We start from the raw sequence: 17,683 nt of genomic DNA, 5'->3' as shown, positions 1-17,683 counted from the left end.
ACTTACTACGCTTAATTATTTACTCCGTCGTTCCTGAATATACAGCACCACTGACGGCACACTCTGAATAATCAGCATGCGGAGAATATGGTTAAGCATCACAAAACCCGCATCAATGCCCATGGTAATCGCAGCAAATGTCATCGCTTCCATACTGCCCGGAGCCCAGGAAAGCAGCAGCACCGGGAAGGGAAACCCGGTCAGGTGAGAAGCACCGAATGCAATCAGCGCGGTCAGCATAATATTGATCAGCACCACCTGTGCGGAAATCACCATATTACGCAGCAGTGAGCGCAGCGGAAACAGCACAAAATAAAGCCCGATATACATGCCAATCAGCGTCATACTGATATCATTCAGCGGCAGCGGGAAAACAATGTAAGTACTCACCATGCTCTGCACGGCAATCGCCGCACCCAGTGACGTCAGCATAAACGGGGCGGGAACATTGATTTTTTCCAGCACTTTGCCGGACAGATACCCGCACACCGCAATCACCAGCAGCCACAGTACGGACACCAGACTCTGCGGCGGAATATCCGCAGGCGGCGGGACAGGATGATCACTGCCGACCACCACGCCCGCCAGCATAATCAGGATGATCAGACGGATAGTATGCGAAATCACCACCTTCTGCGGCGGCGTACCGGTATGATCTGTCAGCGCCAGAATCGCCGCCATTGCCCCGGGTACCGCACCCAGCAGCGATTCCTGAACTGACCACCCCACCCGTTTGCGGAACCAGAGAAAACTGACCGTAAACTGTACGGCCAGACACGACACCATCGTGAGCATAATCAGCAGAAGATTATCAAACTGACTGAGATCGACACGGATAAACATCAGCCCGACGGATGTCCCGAGTACCATCTGAACAAAGGTTAATGTTCCCCCGGGGATAGTGAGCGAAACATTGAAACGGTGCACAATAATAATCAGAATGATGGGGCCGAACATCAGTGCCATCGGCACATTCAGATATGCCAGCCCTGACCCGGTGGCGAAACAGGCTGAAATTCCCGCTGCTGTTTTGATTATATTCATATTGTTATTATTTCAGCCGGTTGCCGGTACAGAAAATCAGTTTATCACCGGAACAAATTAATTACAGAGGATATAATTATGCGGGTTACTTTCTCGCCATCAGAGGCGGAGATCAGTGTGGTGCAGAATGGCCTGCGCGGGCAGCGTATCAATACAGCGTTAATTCGTCAGGCGCAGGAGAGCGCCCGTGAGCGTGGTGCAAAATTTGCCCGGGTGGATACTTTCAGTTTCCGGGCTCGCCCTTTTTATCTGAAAATGGGTTTTGAGGAAGTGCTGACACCGGAATTCTATCCCCGGACGCATGAGCGTATTTACTTCCGCAAGACATTATAACAGCCGTTATTACGGCTGTTCAGGCCGTTGACAAACCCGCAGGGGTTGGCGACGTCCGGCAGAGGTTGTAAAAATAAACCAGGAAAATCAATTTATTGATTTTCAGCTGATAACACAAAGCAGGAAAAACCACGTTTTATCCTGCTTTGTCAGCAATCTCAACAGCCGTTATTACGGCTGTTCATCCTGCTGCGCCCGGCTGTCCGCCATGGCCTGATTCAGAATCGCTTTTGCCATCCACTGTGTAATATCAATGACTTCACCGTCATTCATCTTCCAGATATCTTTCATCACCAGGAACACTTCCGAGCCGTACACCAGTGAGAATGCGCGGACCACTTTATCCAGTGTTTCCTGATCGACATGCGCCTTCAGCGGCTCCGTGACATTGGCCAGAATCGCCTTACGGTGGCCTCTGACCAGTTTTTTCTCTTCATTAATCTGCGATTTGGCCGATGCCGAACGATCCTGCGCCCACTGCTGTAATGACACATACAGTGCTGCACGCAGTGCACCTTCGTGGCGGAACATTTGCGGATAAGCAAACGCCAGCAACTGCTCCATGCGGTCGCGGGTTTCCGGACTGTCAGAGCGCCAGGTCAGAATCGGCCCGAGGCTGGCATCGACTGTCGCGGCGATTAAATCACTTTGTGTCGGAAAATAGCGGTAAGCCGTTGCCCGTGACACCCCGGCTTCCGCCGCCAGTTCAGAGACTGACGGAATCGCGCCCTGTTCAAACAGGGTCAGCGCGGTATTAACCAGCAGATTAAATGTCCGCTTACGCGTGCCGGAGTAAGGTGTTCCGTCATCAGTACAGGCCATAACTGATTTTCCTTTCATGATTTCTGTGAATTTTTCGCGGCTATCTTACACAACATCCCTGCCCGCAACACCCTAATGCTGTTTTTTTGTCAAAAAAATGATTTAAATGTAGACAAATTGAGATGGATGTCTCAAAATCGTGCAAACAAAATGATACTACAGTCTCATTATGGTTATGATGCGTTATCAGACATCCGATATCCCTTTGAGGTTAACCATGAACAGCAATAAAGGCGCTGTCTATATCGCCACAACGCTTGATACCAAAAGTGATGAGATTTTTTATGTCAGTGAGCTGATTCAGCGCACCGGCCTGGCAGTACGGACTGTGGATTTAACCACAAAACCCGGTCAGCTGACCCGGGAAGCGGATGTCTGCGCCCGCGACGTCGCCGCCTGTCACCCTGACGGCGAAAGCGCGGTTTTCTGCGGCGACCGCGGCCGTGCGATTGCGGCTATGGCTGTCGCCTTTGAGCATTTCCTTGCAAAACAAAATGATATTGCAGCACTTCTCGGTTTGGGCGGATCCGGTGGAACGGCACTGATTACACCAGCAATGCAATCCCTGCCTGTCGGCATCCCCAAACTCATGGTTTCCACCATGGCCTCCGGTGATATTTCCGGCTATATCGGCGCAAGCGATATTGCCATGCTCTACTCTGTCACTGATGTCTCCGGCCTGAACCGAATTTCACGTAAAGTTCTCCGTAATGCGGCTAATCAGATTGCCGGGGCGGTTTACTTCTGTCAGGAAGAGCAGGTAACTGATAAACCTGCCGTTGCCCTGACGATGTTCGGCGTCACCACCCCGTGTATTCAGCAAATCAGCAAAGAACTGGAAGCGGATTACGATTGTCTGGTCTTTCACGCGACCGGCAGCGGCGGTAAAGCCATGGAAAAACTGACGGATGATCATCAGTTCGACAGCGTCCTTGACCTGACCACCACGGAAGTGTGTGACTATCTTTTCGGCGGCGTACTGGCCTGTGATGACGATCGTTTCGGTGCGGCAGCCCGCTCACAGACACCGTATATCGCCTCCTGCGGCGCACTGGACATGGTCAATTTCGGCCGCCCGTCCACGGTTCCGGAAAAATATGCTGATCGTCAGTTTTATCATCATAACGCCCAGGTCACCCTGATGCGTACCACCCCGGAAGAAAATGCACAGATGGGGCGCTGGATAGCAGAAAAACTGAACCAGTGTCACGGTGATGTCATTTTTATCATTCCGGAAGGCGGTTTCTCCGCTCTCGACGCTGAAGGTATGCCTTTCTGGTCGCCGGAAGCTGACCGCGCCTTTATTGAGGCGTTCAAAACACATTATAAACAAACAGAAAAACGAATTTTACGCAAATGCCCGTATCATATTAATGACCCGGAATTTACCCGTTTTGTCATTAACCAACACCAGCAATTACGGGCGAAATAAGGAGACACAAGATGCCACTTTCCCGTGACGCATTACTGAAAAAATTCAATGATATGATTTCACGCGGTGAACCGATTATCGGCGGCGGTGCCGGTACCGGTCTGTCTGCAAAATGTGAGGAAGCCGGCGGTATCGATCTCATCGTTATCTATAACTCCGGCCGTTACCGGATGGCAGGACGCGGCTCACTGGCCGGTCTGCTGGCTTACGGTAATGCCAATGAAATCGTTATGGATATGGCAAAAGAAGTGTTGCCGGTTGTCAAACACACCCCGGTACTGGCCGGTGTAAACGGCACCGACCCGTTCTGTCAGTTTGATAAATTCCTCGACGATATCAAAGCCACCGGATTTTCCGGCGTACAGAACTTCCCGACAGTCGGCCTGATCGACGGTAAATTCCGCGCAAATCTGGAAGAAACCGGGATGGGTTATGCGCTGGAAGTGGAGATGATCCGCAAAGCACGTGAAAAAGATCTGCTGACCACGCCGTATGTTTTCAGCCGTGAAGATGCCATTGCCATGACCAACGCCGGTGCGGATATCCTCGTGCCGCATATGGGTCTGACCACCGGCGGTAATATCGGGGCAGAAACAGCGACTACGCTGGATGATTGTGCTGAGATGATTAATGACTGGGCGAAAGCAGCAAAAGCGATTCGTCCGGATATTATTGTATTGTGTCACGGCGGTCCTATTGCGACACCGGAAGATGCACAATACATTTTAGATCGCTGCCCGGACTGCCACGGTTTTTACGGGGCCAGTTCCATGGAGCGTTTACCGACAGAAGTGGCACTAAAAGCCACCACCGAAGCATTTAAAAATATAACAAGATAATTAAATTATTTATTTCAAGTCAACACCAGGTGCCTGCAATATATATTGCAGGCATTTTTTTCATACAAAAAATCCGCCCTCATAAATGATCCGGCGGATTTGTATATATACCAGTTTCATTACGGATAAATATGCTTTTCAGCAACCATAATAATACTGTATTTAATTATGCACCTTTTTTCTGTGCTTTAATGCTTTTTGCATTACTGACAATGCTGGTCACGCCAAAACCGATACCTGCTGTTGCGAGGATCGGGCTCAGGCCTACAGCCGCACCGATACCGCCACCCAGCATTGCGCCGGATACTTTGAAGTTAGTTTTGTAGCCGCCTGCAGAACAACCTGCATCAACGATACCGCCGATAGCAGTGCCCATAGTAGCACCGATACCACCGAATACCAGACCCAGACCTAACAGGCCGCCATTAACTTCATTCATTTCCAGAGTTGTTAATTCTTTCATAATTTTATTCCTTTAATTCCCTATCGGGACAATATCCGTTACCGGGTTTTAACTAATAACCGCAGTAGTTCTTACAGGAGAAGATATAATTCCTGTAATTGTCCCGGAGTATACTCCTTCAGAACATAAAAAAAAATGGATTATTTATTTTGACTTACCAAACACTGTATTTTATGTAATTACACTTAGAAAAAAATATATTATTGCTATTTTAATTCACAATATAAGAATAAATTACGCAAGTATTAATACGCGTTTACATATTAAAATCTCATTTTACGTTCACAATAATACACCAAATACTTACGCAACAATATTAAATACTCAAATCATGTTATTTACTGCGATAATTCTGATAATAGACAGGAATAGTAGCGTTATACCGGCTATTTTATATAATTAAGTATAATTTCGGATACGATAAAATATCTCCTGAGACTAAAATTACCGTTTGAAACAGAGGCAGGCTACGTATGTTAACGGATAACTGTCTCTTTTAAGGATTGGAGTCCATATTGTTCCGGCAGGAAGCACTTGATAACAGGAAAATGAAATGGCGGGGGAAAGCGTTATTGCTGCCCGGAATTCCGCTGTGGATAATTATGGCCGCATGTTCCGTATTCCTGATAGTTTTTCTTATTTTTATTATTTTCGGATCTTACACCAGGCAGGTCAATGCCACCGGTGAAGTCACCACATTTCCGCGGGCCGTTACTATTTATGCTAATGCTCAGGGATTTGTCACGAAACAATATGTCCGTGAAGGCCAGCATATTAAAAAAGGGGATCCGGTTTACATAATCGATGTCAGCAAAACAACGTCCAGCGGTGTGGTCAGTGATAATCAGCGCCGGGAAATTGAAGGCCAGCTTCTGCGGGTTGATAGTATGATCACCCGCCTGGAAGATAATAAACGCGATACCCTGGATGCGCTGGAAAAACAAAAATCGCTGTATATTGATGCCTACAAACGCTCGGCAGGTATTGTAAAACGTGCCGAAGAAGGGATCTCCATTATGAAAAACAATATGGAGAATTACCGGTCCTATCAGAAACAGGGATTAATTAATAAAGACCAGTTGCTTAATCAGGTCGTGACTTACTATTCCCAGCAAAACAGCCTGCTGGGATTAAGCGGTCAGAACGAACAGAATGCCCTGCAAATTACCTCACTGGAAAGCCAGATCCTGACTCAGGCTGCGGAATTTGATAACCGGATTTATCAGATGGAACTGCAGCGCTATGAGTTGCAGAAAGAGATGGTCAATACCGATGTCGGCGGCGAAATTATTGTCCGTGCCCTGACTGACGGCCGTGTGGATTCCCTCGGCGTGACGGTCGGGCAGATGGTTAATCCGGGTGATACCCTGCTCCAGATCCTGCCGGAAGATATCAGTCAGTACTGGCTGGTGCTTTGGGTACCCAATGATGCACTCCCTTATCTGAACATCGGTGATGCCGTGAATATCCGCTATGAGGCGTTCCCGGCGGAAAAATTCGGCCAGTTCGCTGCCTCCATTCAGATGATTTCCAAAACCCCGGCCTCACCGCAGGAAATGATGACCTACGCCGGTGCACCAAAAGTCAGTCAGATGCCGCAGTCCATCCCCTACTACAAAGTCATTATCCGCCCGGAAAAACAGATGATTGCGTATGACGGCCGCGAACTCAGCCTGCAAAACGGTATGAAAGCCAATACCAGTTTGTTTCTGGAAAAACGAAAAATCTATCAGTGGATGGTTTCACCATTCTATGACATGAAGCAGAGCGCCTCCGGGCCGGTGGAATTCACCACGGAAAACCCGCTGGCAGGCATTATCGGCGAAACACAGAAACTGGCCGCACTGGCTGAGATCCCGTCACCGGATCACACTGAGGACACCACTCCGGTGGTTAACTCACTGGGTGCATTCGGAAAAACAGGAGCAGACACACCATGACAGAACGGATTCTGTTATCTGACCGGGAGGCCGTATGCGCCGTTTATCCTTAAAAAACCTGCTGGAAAAGCTCGACCTCAGCCTGCGCAGAAGCATTCCGGTTATTCACCAGACTGAGTCATCCGAGTGCGGTCTGGCCAGCCTTGCGATGATCTCCGCGCATTACGGTAAAAGTATTGATCTGATTTCCCTGCGTCAGAAGTTCAATCTCTCGGCCCGCGGCGCGACACTGACCGGTCTCACCGGCATGGCGTCGGAGCTGGGGATGACCACCCGCGCCCTGTCGCTGGATATGGATGATCTGCCGAATCTGCGGCTTCCCTGTATTTTACACTGGGATTTCAATCACTTCCTGGTACTGGTCAAAATCAGCGGTAATAAATTTATTCTGCACGACCCGGCATACGGCCGCCGGGTGGTCGGCATAGAGGAGATGTCGCGTAATTTCACCGGCGTGGCCCTGGAAGCCTGGCCCGGCAGCACCTTCACCAAACAGGAGGTGGTGAAAAAACTCAGCCTGCGCAAGCTTATCGGTAATATTCACGGGCTGAAACAAGCTCTGCTGAAAATCTTCGCGTTTTCGGTGGTGATTGAGGCCATCGGGCTGATTATGCCGGTCGGTACCCAGCTGGTGATGGACCACGCGATCCCTGCCGGGGATCAGGGGCTGTTGTCCCTGATTTGTATCGGGCTGCTGTTCTTTATTCTGCTGAAAGCCGCCGTCAGTATGTGCCGCGCCTGGGCGAGCCTGGTGATGGAAACGCTGATCAACGTCCAGTGGCAGTCCGGATTGTTCACGCACCTGCTGCGTCTGCCGCTCAGCTACTTTGAGCGGCGTAAACTCGGAGACATTCAGTCCCGTTTCGGCTCGCTCGATATCCTGCGTACCACCTTTACCACCAGCGTGGTCGGGGCGATCATGGACGGCATCATGCTGATCGGCGTGTTTATCATGATGATCCTTTACGGCGGCAGTCTCACCTGGATTGTGCTGGCCTTTACCGCGGTGTATATCGGCCTGCGGCTGGCAACGTACGGCTATTACCGCCAGCTATCGGAAGAGTCGCTGATTAAAGAGGCGCGCGCCGGGTCGTACTTTATGGAATCCCTTTACGGGATCACCACGGTAAAAACCCAGGGCATGAGCGAGCGCCGGGGTAATCACTGGCTGAATCTGAAAGTGGATTCCATCAATACCGGCATCCGCCTGACCAAAATGGATCTGATGTTCGGCGGGGTAAACACCTTTATTATGGCCTGCGATCAGATCGTTATTCTGTGGATCGGCGCCACGATGGTGATCGACAATACGATGACCCTCGGGATGTTTGTTGCGTTCAGTGCCTACCGTGAGCAGTTTTCTGACCGTGCCGCGTCCATCATTGAATTCCTGCTGCAACTGCGGATCATGAGTCTGCATAACGAACGTATTTCCGATATCGCCCTGAATGAGCAGGAAAATAAGAAGCCGGATGTACCGTACGAGCCGCAGATGCAGGCCGCCGGGCTGGAAACCCGCAGTCTGGCGTACAGCTATGACAGCCAGTCCGCACCGATTTTCCGTGATATTAATCTGTCGGTCGCGCCCGGTGAAAGTGTGGCGATCACCGGGCCGTCCGGTTCGGGGAAAACCACGCTGATGAAAGTGCTGTGCGGTCTGTTTGAACCCTCTGACGGCAAAGTGTTTATTGATAACATCGATATCCGCCAGCTCGGCGTCAATAACTACCACAAAATGATCGCCTGCGTGATGCAGGATGACAAACTGTTTTCCGGCTCGATCCGCGAGAACATCTGCGGATTCACCGAAAATCCCGACGAGGAGTTGATGATCGCCTGTGCACAGGCCAGCTATATTCACGACGTGATTACATCGATGCCGATGGGATATGAAACGCTGATCGGTGAACTGGGTGAAGAGCTTTCCGGCGGGCAGAAACAGCGGGTATTTATTGCCCGGGCGCTGTACCGCAGACCGCGTATCCTGTTTATGGATGAGGCGACCAGTGCGCTGGATAAAGAGAGTGAATCTTATGTCAACCAGGCGATCAGTCAGTTGCCGATCACCCGGATTATTATCGCTCATCGTGAATCAACGATTGAGTCAGCGGACAGGGTTATTAAACTTGATAACCCTGCCGCTTAAAGTGAGGTTTACCGGTAGACCGGTAACAGGCTGAAGCTTGACAGAATATGTACCACTGCGTTCAGTACCCCGAAGCTCAGGATCAGCCAGATCATGGGCTCCCCACCCCAGACCCGGAACTGCGGGCTGCCGAAGCGTTTGCGGGATGCGCGGGCCAGCAGTGCCGGGACAATCGCGGCCCAGACCGTCGCCGCCAGACCGGCAAAGCCGATGGCATAAATAAAGCCGTCCGGATACAGCAATCCGCCCAGCATCGGCGGGGAGAATGTCACCACTGCTGTTTTCAGACGGCCGGTTTTACTGTCATCAAATTTGAATAAGTCCGCCAGATAATCAAACAACCCCAGCGTCACACCAAGGAATGAACTGGCCACCGCAAAGTTAGAGAACACTATCAGCAGCAGTTCCAGACCGCGGCTGTGCAGCACACCACTCAGCGCCTGAACCAGCACATCAATATTACCGCCCTTTTCCGCAATCGGAATAAAGTCCGGACGCGGAATATTCCCCATCGTACCGAGCATCCAGATAATATAGAGCACCAGCGCCATCAGTGTACCGATCGTCAGACAGCGGCGGATTTTGCCGGGCTCTTTGCCGTAATATTTCATCAGGCTCGGCACATTACCGTGGAACCCGAACGAGGCCAGACAAAACGGCAGGGTAAACAGGACATAAGGCAGATAAGAGGCGTCCGGCTGCGCCACATTCAGTAAGACCGCCGGTTTGACATTCCACAGCAGACCGCCGAATGTCATAAAGAATGTCAGGATTTTGGCACCGAGCACAATCGTCGTCATCCGGCTGACGGCTTTGGTACTCAGCCAGACAATAAACGCGACGGCAAGGGCAAACAGAAATCCGCCCATCCGTGCCGGAAGTGCAATCCCCGCCTGCGCGAAGGTGTGACTCAGTACCGAACCGCTGGCGGAAATATAGGCATAGGTCAGAATATACAATACGAACGCAATAGTCAGGCCGTTAATAATATTCCAGCCATTTCCCAGCAGATCGCGGGTGATCGTATCAAAACTGGAGCCAATCCGGTAATTCAGGTTGGCTTCCAAAATCATTAATCCTGAGTGCAGCATACAAAACCAGGTGAATACCAGTGCTGCAATCGACCAGAAAAACCATGCACCGGACATTACCACCGGCAGGGAAAACATCCCCGCACCAATGATAGTTCCGCCGATAATCATTGCTCCGCCGAATACTGACGGCGAAACAGAGGACGCAGGAACAGTAGCCATAAGAGTACCTCTGGTGGCTTAATATTATCGTTATGTTTGAAATCAGGAGGATGCAGGGCATCCTCCTGTAAGACGACAGGGTTACATGACAGGTTTCAGGCGGGCGACAAAGTGACGCAGAACCGGCGGTTCATAGGTAAATGTCAGCCCTTTGATATCCGCGGCTTTTTCTTTCAGCCGGATAAAGGCATCCGCGATATAATCCATATGGTCATTGGTATAGACACGGCGCGGGATCGTCAGGCGCAGCAATTCCATCGGTGACGGCTTCTGAATACCGGTTTCCGGGTCACGTCCCAGCAGCAGCGAACCGATTTCCACCCCGCGGATACCGGACTCCAGGAACAGCTCGTTATTCAGCGCATGTGCCGGGAACTGATCCCCCGGGATATGCGGCAGCATTTTCTTCGCGTCGACAAAGACAGCATGGCCGCCGACCGGATACTGAATCGGAATACCGGCTTCGCGCAGGCGTTCACCCAGATATTCCACCTGTGTGATACGGTAGCGGAGGTAATCCTCATCCATCCCCTCTTCCAGTCCGATAGCCAGTGCTTCCATATCACGCCCGGCAAGACCGCCGTAAGTGACAAAGCCTTCCATCGGCACACAGCGGGTGCGCACTTCGTTAAACAGATCTTCGTCATCACGGAAACAGCACAGACCGCCGATATTGACCAGTGAATCCTTTTTCGCCGACATTGTCAGCATATCGCCGTATTTATACATCTCTTTGACGATCTCTTTCACTGACTTATCCGCATACCCTTTTTCGCGCTGCTTAATAAACCAGGCGTTTTCACAGAAGCGGGCTGAGTCAATCACCACCGGGATATCGTACTTTTTGGCGATCTCATACACGGCTTTCATGTTTGCCAGTGAAATCGGCTGACCGCCGGAACTGTTACAGGTCACGGTGGTGACAATCGCTGCCACATTTTTTGCACCGTGTTCTGCAATCGCCGCATTGAGCAGATCTAAATCGAAATCCCCTTTCCAGTCATAATAGGTTGTTGTATCAAAGGCTTTTGGTGTGACCACGTTAATCGCTTTCGCGCCGTTTAACTCCACATGGGCAGCCGTGGTATCAAAGTGGAAGTTGGAGATAAAGACCGGCTTATCCGCCCCGGATTTGCGGCGGCGGGCGATCAGTGACGGAAACAGAATTTGCTCGGCACCGCGGCCCTGGTGTGTCGGGATAGTAAACGGATAGCCAATCAGTTTTTTCACCTGATCACAGAGATGATAGTAGTTACGGGAACCGGCATACGCCTCATCCCCCATCATCAGCCCGGCCCACTGGCGGTCACTCATCGCACCGGTACCGGAATCGGTCAGCAGGTCAATAAAGACCACATCACCCGGTAATAAAAACGGGTTATATCCGGCTTCCTTCAGGGCAACTTCCCGCTCATTACGGGTTGTCATCCGGATATTTTCGACCATTTTAATACGGAACGGCTCAGGAATACGTTTCATTATTTTACTCTCCGGTTTCGGGCTGCCGGATATATTTATCCGCTGCATTTTCATGAAAAGAAAATGCAGAAATACAGCCACGTTATATCAGCGTGTTTTTAATTAATTTTTGTGGTAATACGCGGACGGAGAATTACTCAGGGAAGAAGTTTGAAATGCGATGATCAATATTGAACCATGCCTGCACGAGGCAGACACCGGCAAGATGACTTGGGATGGATAAGAAATTCATACACAAAGCCCTCTGGGTGGATAAGTAATGCACAAAATTACATTGAATAGTTCTTTTGTCTATGATCAACATCTCAATTATTGTATTTGTATATATTAAATAATCATGATGATTTCATATAAAAATCAATATAAATTAAGCATTGCTAATCAATTGCCGTGGTAATTAATTACTCTCTCATTTATTATCTGTATCCTGTACTAATAAAAACAGGAATAACACCTGAAAGCATCAGGTTCCCCTGTGTTTTTTATATTTATAAAAAATAGTTGTGACAATAACATTGCGGATATAACAGTTAATTTAATTATTCGTTTTTCAGATAATAAAAAAGTGGTTTTCACCACTTTTTTCAGCGCTGTTTTGTGACTGAAATATCACTACACCAGTTTACTGATCCAGCTGTTCACATCACCGGCCAGGAAATTCACCGGCGGGATCTCAATCACGCTGTATGCCCCCGGCTGCTGACGGCAGGCGGCACGTGCCGCAGACACCATAAACTGGGAGGTCAGTGCCGGATTATTGATACGCATGCTGTATTCAAACAGCTGGTTATGCGTTTTACCGGAGACCCCTTTGTGTGTCATGGAGACACCGTGCCCCACATCTTTCAGGGCATCCACGCTGTCCACCTGACGGACATGTGTCTCATCGGAGGCAAAATAGCTGTCGGCTTTCAGCGCGGCAGTCACGGTCTCAATATCATGCCCCTGCTCAATCTCAACATAAACCATGCGGCGATGGACACCGGTGCCCAGCGGGATGGTCATGGAAAGCGCATCTTTTACACCGGGGATCGCTTTGGCGGCGACACTGTGGCCCATGCTCATTCCCGGCCCGAAGTTGGTATAAGTCAGCCCTTTCGGTGCCATCGCCTGCATCAGCGTGCGGATAATGGAGTCGGACCCCGGATCCCAGCCTGCCGAGATAATAGCAGTACACTCCCCGGCACGGGCAATCGGGTCAAGATGTGTTTTCAGCGCGACAATGTCACTGTGAACGTCAAAACTGTCCACGGTGTTAATCCCCAGTGCGAGGATCTCTGAGGCAACCGCACGGATAGCGCGGGTCGGTGAGCACAACAGTGCCACATCCACATTGCTCAGTTCACGGATATCCGCCACCACCGGATACACAGAGTGTGCATCAGCAGCAGACGGATTGCGTCGTACAATCCCTGCAATGTCAAAATCAGCGGCAGCTTCCAGCGCCTCAATCGCATATTGTCCGATATTGCCGTAACCAACGACGGCGGCTCGTATTTTTTTCACGGAATTCTCTCTGTCATCATTGATTAGTCTGATAAGGAAATCATACTTATTTATGAAAGGAAACATTGATTTCTTAATTAGTTATGAAAAAAATGTTTTATTTTTCACCTTTCGCTATTCTCAGTAATATTATCCTGGTAGAATCCGGCTCCCTGTATCCGTCCCGGAACAAAAATCACACTCTTTACAGAAGGTCGTCATGCATCAGTCTGATGTGACAGAGCGCGGGCTCTTTTCCTTAAGCTGGCCGATTTTTATCGACCTGTTATTACACTTTTCCACCTTCCTGATTAATACCTGGATGGTCAGCCATGTGTCGTCAAAATATCTGGCGGCGATGGCGGTCGGTAACCAGGCATTTGACCTGTTTATCACTATTTTTAACTTTATCAGTGTCGGGTGCAGCGTGGTCATCGCCCAGTATATCGGGGCGGGAAGACGGGATAAGGCCAGTCAGGCAATCCATATCTCCATCACGTTCAACCTGTTGCTCGGATTATTGTCCGCCGGATTTACCATTATTTTCGGTTATAAAATTCTGGAATTGATGAATACGCCGGAACATCTGATGGAAGATGCCTTTAACTATCTGCATATTCTGGGGATTTGTTTAATTCCGGAGGCGGTAACCATCATTCTGGCGGCCTGTCTGCGGGTGTACGGCAGAGCCAAACCGGCAATGTATGTCACGCTGGTCGCCAACGTGGTGACTGTTGTCGGTAACTGTATTGTGCTGTACGGCCTGTTCGGTCTGCCGCAGTACGGGCTGGTCGGTGTCGCCTGGTCCACCGTGGCCGGACGCCTGATTGCCGTGGCGCTGTTGTGCGGTCTGCTCTTTTACGGCCTGCGGATCAAATTCGTGCCGCGCATGCTGTTTCACTGGTCTAAAAATATGCTGAGGCAGATCCTGCATGTCGGTCTGCCGTCTGCCGGGGAGAACCTGGTCTGGATGCTGCATTATATGGTTGCCATCGCCTTTATCGGGCTGATGGGTGAAACCGCGCTGGCAGCGCAGACCATCTACTTCCAGTTATCACTGTTTATTATGCTGTTCGGGATAACCATCAGCATCGGGAATGAAATCCTGGTCGGGCATCTGGTCGGGGCAAAACGCTTTGAGGATGCCTATCAGCGCGGCATGAAAAGCCTGAAAACCGGCTTCTTCAGTACCATTCCGATTGTCTTTCTGTTCTGGCTGTTCCGTGATCACCTCGCTTACGGGCTGAGTGATGATCAGGCGGTGATTAAACTGCTGCTGCCGCTGTTCCTGCTGTCGGTCTTTTTAGAGCCGGGACGCACGCTGAATATTGTGATGGTAAACGCCCTGCGTGCCGCCGGTGACGCCCGTTTCCCGCTCTGTACCGCCCTGTTCTTTATGTGGTGTGTCGCGCTGCCGGTCGGCTATGTGCTCGGCATCAAACTGGAGATGGGAATACTCGGTATCTGGATTGGTTTTCTGTGTGATGAGTGGCTGCGCGGGCTTGTGAATACATGGCGCTGGCGCTCGAAAAAATGGCAGTCAAAACGGCTGGATATTGAAGGCTGATAAATCAGTCAGAATCCCCGCTGCAATTGTGCAGCGGGAACCACCTCAATCACCAGCTTGTTACACCAAAATACATCAGATTAAAGAATAAATACGGGATTATATGCTGATAAATAGCCGGATACGCAGTTTTTCGTGACTGATATCACGGGTTCACATCACACTTTTTTATTTATGCATAACATAATGCATACAAATCACATTCAATAATATATTTAAATCAAATAGTTAGATAAGTATTTTTATCTCTTTTCACCTCCGGACGATTTCTTGCTTCATTCCCCCTTATCCGCCCTATTTTTTATTCCCCGGAGAAAGTTTTTCTCCGGATTCTGAAAATACCCCTGAATTGTGAAAGGATTTTTCTGCTGCCCTTTCGGTACACTGAGCCACATAACGGATTCGCGTATTTAAGGCTGAAAAATGGCAACACATCACACCCCTGATCAATGGAATAATTTTGTCGCAGTATTGCGTCAGTCAGTCAAACCGGCGACAGGCTGCACCGAACCGATTTCACTGGCGCTGGCTGCCGCAAAAGCAGCCGCATGCCTGCGCGGTGCACCGGAACAGATCCGCTGCTTTGTTTCTCCGAACCTGATGAAAAATGGTCTTGGTGTCACCGTTCCGGGAACAGGGATGACCGGCTTGCCGGTCGCGGCAGCACTCGGGGCTATCGGCGGACAACCGGATGCCGGTCTGAATGTGCTGTGTGGTGTGACCGCAGACGATATCGCGGCCGGAAAAGCCTTTCTCGCCTCCGGTGCGGTATCGGTGGAAATCAAAGAACCGTGCAGCCACGTCCTGTACTCCGAAGCCACGGTATACAGCGGTGACGAACAGGCGACAGTCACTATCTGCGGTGATCATACCCATGTGACAGAAATCAGTCACAACGGCACCATTATTTACCGGGATGATGCCATCACGCATCAGGGCGGCAGTGATGATCCGTTTGCCGGTGCCTGCACCCGTGATATTTATGATTTCGCCACTCAGGCACCGGTTTCGATGATCAATTTTATGCGGCAGGCTGCTGATCTGAATGACGCACTGGCCCGCGAAGGGATGTCTAACCCGTACGGGTTACAAATCGGCCGCTCGCTGGAGAAACAGCGTGAGCGCGGACTGCTGTCAAAAGACCTGCTGTCCGACATTATGATCCGTACCTCTTCGGCCTCGGATGCCCGTATGGGCGGCGCACAACTGCCTGCGATGAGTAACTCCGGTTCCGGTAACCAGGGGATCGCCGCAACCCAGCCGGTGGTGGTGGTGGCGGAATATTTACAGGCGGATGAGGAACAGCTTATCCGGGCCCTGACATTGTCCCACCTGATGGCGATTTATATTCACAGCCAGTTCCCGCCGCTTTCCGCGCTGTGTGCGGCCACCACGGCCTCCATGGGTTCCGCAGCCGGTATTGCATGGTTATTTGAAGGCAGATACGAGCCGGTGGCGATGGCTATCAGCAGCATGATTGGTGATATCAGCGGGATTATCTGTGACGGTGCATCCAACAGCTGCGCGATGAAAGTCTCCAGCGGCGTCAGCGCAGCCTATAAAGCCGTGCTGATGGCGATGAATCAGCAGTGTGTCGGCGGTAATGACGGCATCGTCTGCAACGGGGTGGATCAATCCATCGCTAACCTCTGTGCGCTGGCCAGCCTCTCTATGCAGCACACCGATGTGCAGATTATTGAAATCATGGCAAACAAGGCAAAATCAGCCTGATTTTTCCGGGTTTGGCTTTTTAAGGAAGCCCCCTTTCCTTTACCGGCCGCACCGGCCGGTTTTTTCATGCTTTCAGCACTGTTATCACGCTGTCAGAGTGGCAAACGCATTGCGGATTTCCTGCTCCGGCAGCTGCATACCGATAAAAATCAGCACACTCTGTTTTACATCATCCTCACGCCATTCGCGGTCAAAATCCGCACTGTACAGGCGCTGAACCCCCTGGAACAATAAACGGCGCGGCTCATCTTTAATCCAGAGTAACCCTTTGTAACGCAGCATATTATCGGCATAGCTGAGTAACAGGGTTTCCATGGCGCGGGAAATCGCACTGATTTCCACCGGTTTATCCATGGTGATCACCAGCGACTGAATATCATTTTGCTGTTTCGGCGCAAAGCGGAACAGCGGTTTGCTGATTTCCACATTATCATCCAGCATAAAACCGCCGACATTAAACAGCAGGTTCATGTCGATTTCACCGTTAACCACTTTATATACCGGGGCTTTGGCGTTAATCCGCTGCAAACGGGCCAGCAGCGCCTCATTATCCGGCTCAACGTCTGTTTTGGTCAGCAGAATGCGATCTGCGTAGCCGATCTGCGCCTGGGCGATAGTAAACTGATCCAGCTGCTGCTGTGCATGCACCGCATCCACCAGCGTGATAATGCCGTCCAGCACATAACGCTCACACAGTTTCTCATTGGAGAAAAAGGTTTGTGTGATCGGACCGGGGTCGGCCATCCCGGTGCATTCAATCACCAGACGGTCAAAATCGATTTTACCGCTGTCCAGGTTTTCACACAGGTCGAGTAATGCATCTTCCAGCTCACTTGAGCGGCTGCAGCAGATACACCCGTTACTCAGGGTTTTTATCTGCGTGGCGCGATCACCGATAATTTCATCATCAATCGGCACCTCACCGAATTCATTTTCAATCACGGCAATTTTCTGCCCGTGCTCCTCATGGAGAATATGGCGCAGCAGTGTGGTTTTTCCGGCTCCCAGAAAACCGGTCAGAATGGTCACGGAGATAGGTTGCATAATCGGGTCCTTCTTACAGACAGACAGCGGAACAAAGGCTGTCAGAGTAACAAATAACACGGATAATAAAAAATATCCCCCGCACAATGTGACTGACATCATACG

The 17,683-nt window shown here is 50.3% G+C and carries 15 protein-coding genes; 7 read left to right on the top strand and 8 right to left on the bottom strand.

The genetic code is table 11. From position 1 onward, the window contains the following. Positions 1 to 15: 15 nt before the first annotated feature. On the bottom strand, positions 16 to 1,044 hold the full coding sequence (locus tag AAZR23_RS13025) for an AbrB family transcriptional regulator (protein ID WP_166707087.1): 1,029 nt from the start codon (positions 1,042 to 1,044) through the stop codon (positions 16 to 18). Between the two features lie 78 nt (positions 1,045 to 1,122). Here AAZR23_RS13025 and AAZR23_RS13020 point away from each other — a divergent pair, with 78 nt between their 5' ends. Next, entirely contained in the window at positions 1,123 to 1,377 is a 255-nt protein-coding gene (locus tag AAZR23_RS13020) for a GNAT family N-acetyltransferase (RefSeq protein ID WP_434693051.1), read from the top strand. Positions 1,378 to 1,548: 171 nt separating this feature from the next. Here AAZR23_RS13020 and AAZR23_RS13015 read toward each other — a convergent pair whose 3' ends face one another. Beyond that, complete coding sequence (locus AAZR23_RS13015; RefSeq protein ID WP_107680562.1) at positions 1,549 to 2,199, bottom strand: TetR/AcrR family transcriptional regulator; 651 nt, start codon at positions 2,197 to 2,199, stop codon at positions 1,549 to 1,551. Positions 2,200 to 2,416: 217 nt separating this feature from the next. On the opposite strand from AAZR23_RS13015, the gene AAZR23_RS13010 reads away from it, so the two are divergent. Continuing rightward, positions 2,417 to 3,631 (top strand): Tm-1-like ATP-binding domain-containing protein, encoded by a 1,215-nt coding sequence (locus AAZR23_RS13010; protein ID WP_434693048.1) that lies wholly within the window; start codon positions 2,417 to 2,419, stop codon positions 3,629 to 3,631. An 11-nt stretch (positions 3,632 to 3,642) separates the two neighbouring features. After that, entirely contained in the window at positions 3,643 to 4,470 is an 828-nt protein-coding gene (locus AAZR23_RS13005; protein WP_107680561.1) for a phosphoenolpyruvate hydrolase family protein, read from the top strand. A gap of 166 nt (positions 4,471 to 4,636) precedes the next feature. On the opposite strand, the gene AAZR23_RS13000 is transcribed toward AAZR23_RS13005, so the two are convergent. Next, positions 4,637 to 4,933 (bottom strand): hypothetical protein, encoded by a 297-nt coding sequence (locus tag AAZR23_RS13000; RefSeq protein ID WP_166707084.1) that lies wholly within the window; start codon positions 4,931 to 4,933, stop codon positions 4,637 to 4,639. 515 nt (positions 4,934 to 5,448) lie between these two features. On the opposite strand from AAZR23_RS13000, the gene AAZR23_RS12995 reads away from it, so the two are divergent. Both AAZR23_RS12995 and AAZR23_RS12990 read left to right on the top strand, forming a co-directional pair. Then, positions 5,449 to 6,873, top strand: coding sequence for an HlyD family secretion protein (locus AAZR23_RS12995; RefSeq protein WP_218427518.1), 1,425 nt, complete (start codon positions 5,449 to 5,451; stop codon positions 6,871 to 6,873). A gap of 34 nt (positions 6,874 to 6,907) precedes the next feature. Continuing rightward, positions 6,908 to 9,019, top strand: coding sequence for a peptidase domain-containing ABC transporter (locus AAZR23_RS12990; RefSeq protein WP_434693043.1), 2,112 nt, complete (start codon positions 6,908 to 6,910; stop codon positions 9,017 to 9,019). A gap of 8 nt (positions 9,020 to 9,027) precedes the next feature. Here the strand turns inward: AAZR23_RS12990 and mtr are convergent, their stop codons facing one another. The 4 genes from mtr to AAZR23_RS12970 all read right to left on the bottom strand — a co-directional run bounded on the left by mtr (position 9,028) and on the right by AAZR23_RS12970 (position 13,257). Then, positions 9,028 to 10,272, bottom strand: coding sequence for a tryptophan permease (gene mtr / locus AAZR23_RS12985; RefSeq protein ID WP_107679431.1), 1,245 nt, complete (start codon positions 10,270 to 10,272; stop codon positions 9,028 to 9,030). Positions 10,273 to 10,353: 81 nt separating this feature from the next. Beyond that, complete coding sequence (tnaA, locus tag AAZR23_RS12980; RefSeq protein ID WP_046892081.1) at positions 10,354 to 11,751, bottom strand: tryptophanase; 1,398 nt, start codon at positions 11,749 to 11,751, stop codon at positions 10,354 to 10,356. 133 nt (positions 11,752 to 11,884) lie between these two features. Next, a complete protein-coding gene (gene tnaC, locus AAZR23_RS12975) occupies positions 11,885 to 11,983 on the bottom strand; it encodes a tryptophanase leader peptide (RefSeq protein WP_072056840.1) in 99 nt (32 codons plus the stop codon). Positions 11,984 to 12,363: 380 nt separating this feature from the next. Next, positions 12,364 to 13,257, bottom strand: a complete 894-nt coding sequence (locus AAZR23_RS12970) for a diaminopimelate dehydrogenase (protein WP_054425029.1) — start codon at positions 13,255 to 13,257, stop codon at positions 12,364 to 12,366. Between the two features lie 199 nt (positions 13,258 to 13,456). Here AAZR23_RS12970 and AAZR23_RS12965 point away from each other — a divergent pair, with 199 nt between their 5' ends. Together AAZR23_RS12965 and AAZR23_RS12960 are read left to right on the top strand one after the other, a co-directional pair. Continuing rightward, complete coding sequence (locus AAZR23_RS12965; protein ID WP_434693037.1) at positions 13,457 to 14,803, top strand: MATE family efflux transporter; 1,347 nt, start codon at positions 13,457 to 13,459, stop codon at positions 14,801 to 14,803. 423 nt (positions 14,804 to 15,226) lie between these two features. Beyond that, a complete protein-coding gene (locus AAZR23_RS12960; protein WP_052927121.1) occupies positions 15,227 to 16,534 on the top strand; it encodes a serine dehydratase subunit alpha family protein in 1,308 nt (435 codons plus the stop codon). A gap of 84 nt (positions 16,535 to 16,618) precedes the next feature. On the opposite strand, the gene yjiA is transcribed toward AAZR23_RS12960, so the two are convergent. Further along, positions 16,619 to 17,578: a GTPase gene (gene yjiA / locus AAZR23_RS12955; RefSeq protein ID WP_052927130.1), complete on the bottom strand. Its 960-nt coding sequence runs from the start codon at positions 17,576 to 17,578 to the stop codon at positions 16,619 to 16,621. Between the last annotated feature and the right edge of the window lie 105 nt (positions 17,579 to 17,683).

This window comes from Morganella sp. Je.2.23 (assembly GCF_051129855.1).
Classification (GTDB): Bacteria; Pseudomonadota; Gammaproteobacteria; order Enterobacterales; family Enterobacteriaceae; genus Morganella; species Morganella sibonii.
Note: the sequence above shows the minus strand (reverse complement) of the source record. Positions and strands in the feature narration are given on the sequence as shown.

Coding starts and splice junctions, on each gene's coding strand:
- AAZR23_RS13025 (WP_166707087.1), bottom strand. CDS start 1,044: ATGAATATAATCAAAACAGCAGCGGGAATTTCAGCCTGTTTCGCCACC.
- AAZR23_RS13020 (WP_434693051.1), top strand. CDS start 1,123: ATGCGGGTTACTTTCTCGCCATCAGAGGCGGAGATCAGTGTGGTGCAG.
- AAZR23_RS13015 (WP_107680562.1), bottom strand. CDS start 2,199: ATGGCCTGTACTGATGACGGAACACCTTACTCCGGCACGCGTAAGCGG.
- AAZR23_RS13010 (WP_434693048.1), top strand. CDS start 2,417: ATGAACAGCAATAAAGGCGCTGTCTATATCGCCACAACGCTTGATACC.
- AAZR23_RS13005 (WP_107680561.1), top strand. CDS start 3,643: ATGCCACTTTCCCGTGACGCATTACTGAAAAAATTCAATGATATGATT.
- AAZR23_RS13000 (WP_166707084.1), bottom strand. CDS start 4,933: ATGAAAGAATTAACAACTCTGGAAATGAATGAAGTTAATGGCGGCCTG.
- AAZR23_RS12990 (WP_434693043.1), top strand. CDS start 6,908: ATGCGCCGTTTATCCTTAAAAAACCTGCTGGAAAAGCTCGACCTCAGC.
- mtr (WP_107679431.1), bottom strand. CDS start 10,272: ATGGCTACTGTTCCTGCGTCCTCTGTTTCGCCGTCAGTATTCGGCGGA.
- tnaA (WP_046892081.1), bottom strand. CDS start 11,751: ATGAAACGTATTCCTGAGCCGTTCCGTATTAAAATGGTCGAAAATATC.
- tnaC (WP_072056840.1), bottom strand. CDS start 11,983: ATGAATTTCTTATCCATCCCAAGTCATCTTGCCGGTGTCTGCCTCGTG.
- AAZR23_RS12965 (WP_434693037.1), top strand. CDS start 13,457: ATGCATCAGTCTGATGTGACAGAGCGCGGGCTCTTTTCCTTAAGCTGG.
- AAZR23_RS12960 (WP_052927121.1), top strand. CDS start 15,227: ATGGCAACACATCACACCCCTGATCAATGGAATAATTTTGTCGCAGTA.
- yjiA (WP_052927130.1), bottom strand. CDS start 17,578: ATGCAACCTATCTCCGTGACCATTCTGACCGGTTTTCTGGGAGCCGGA.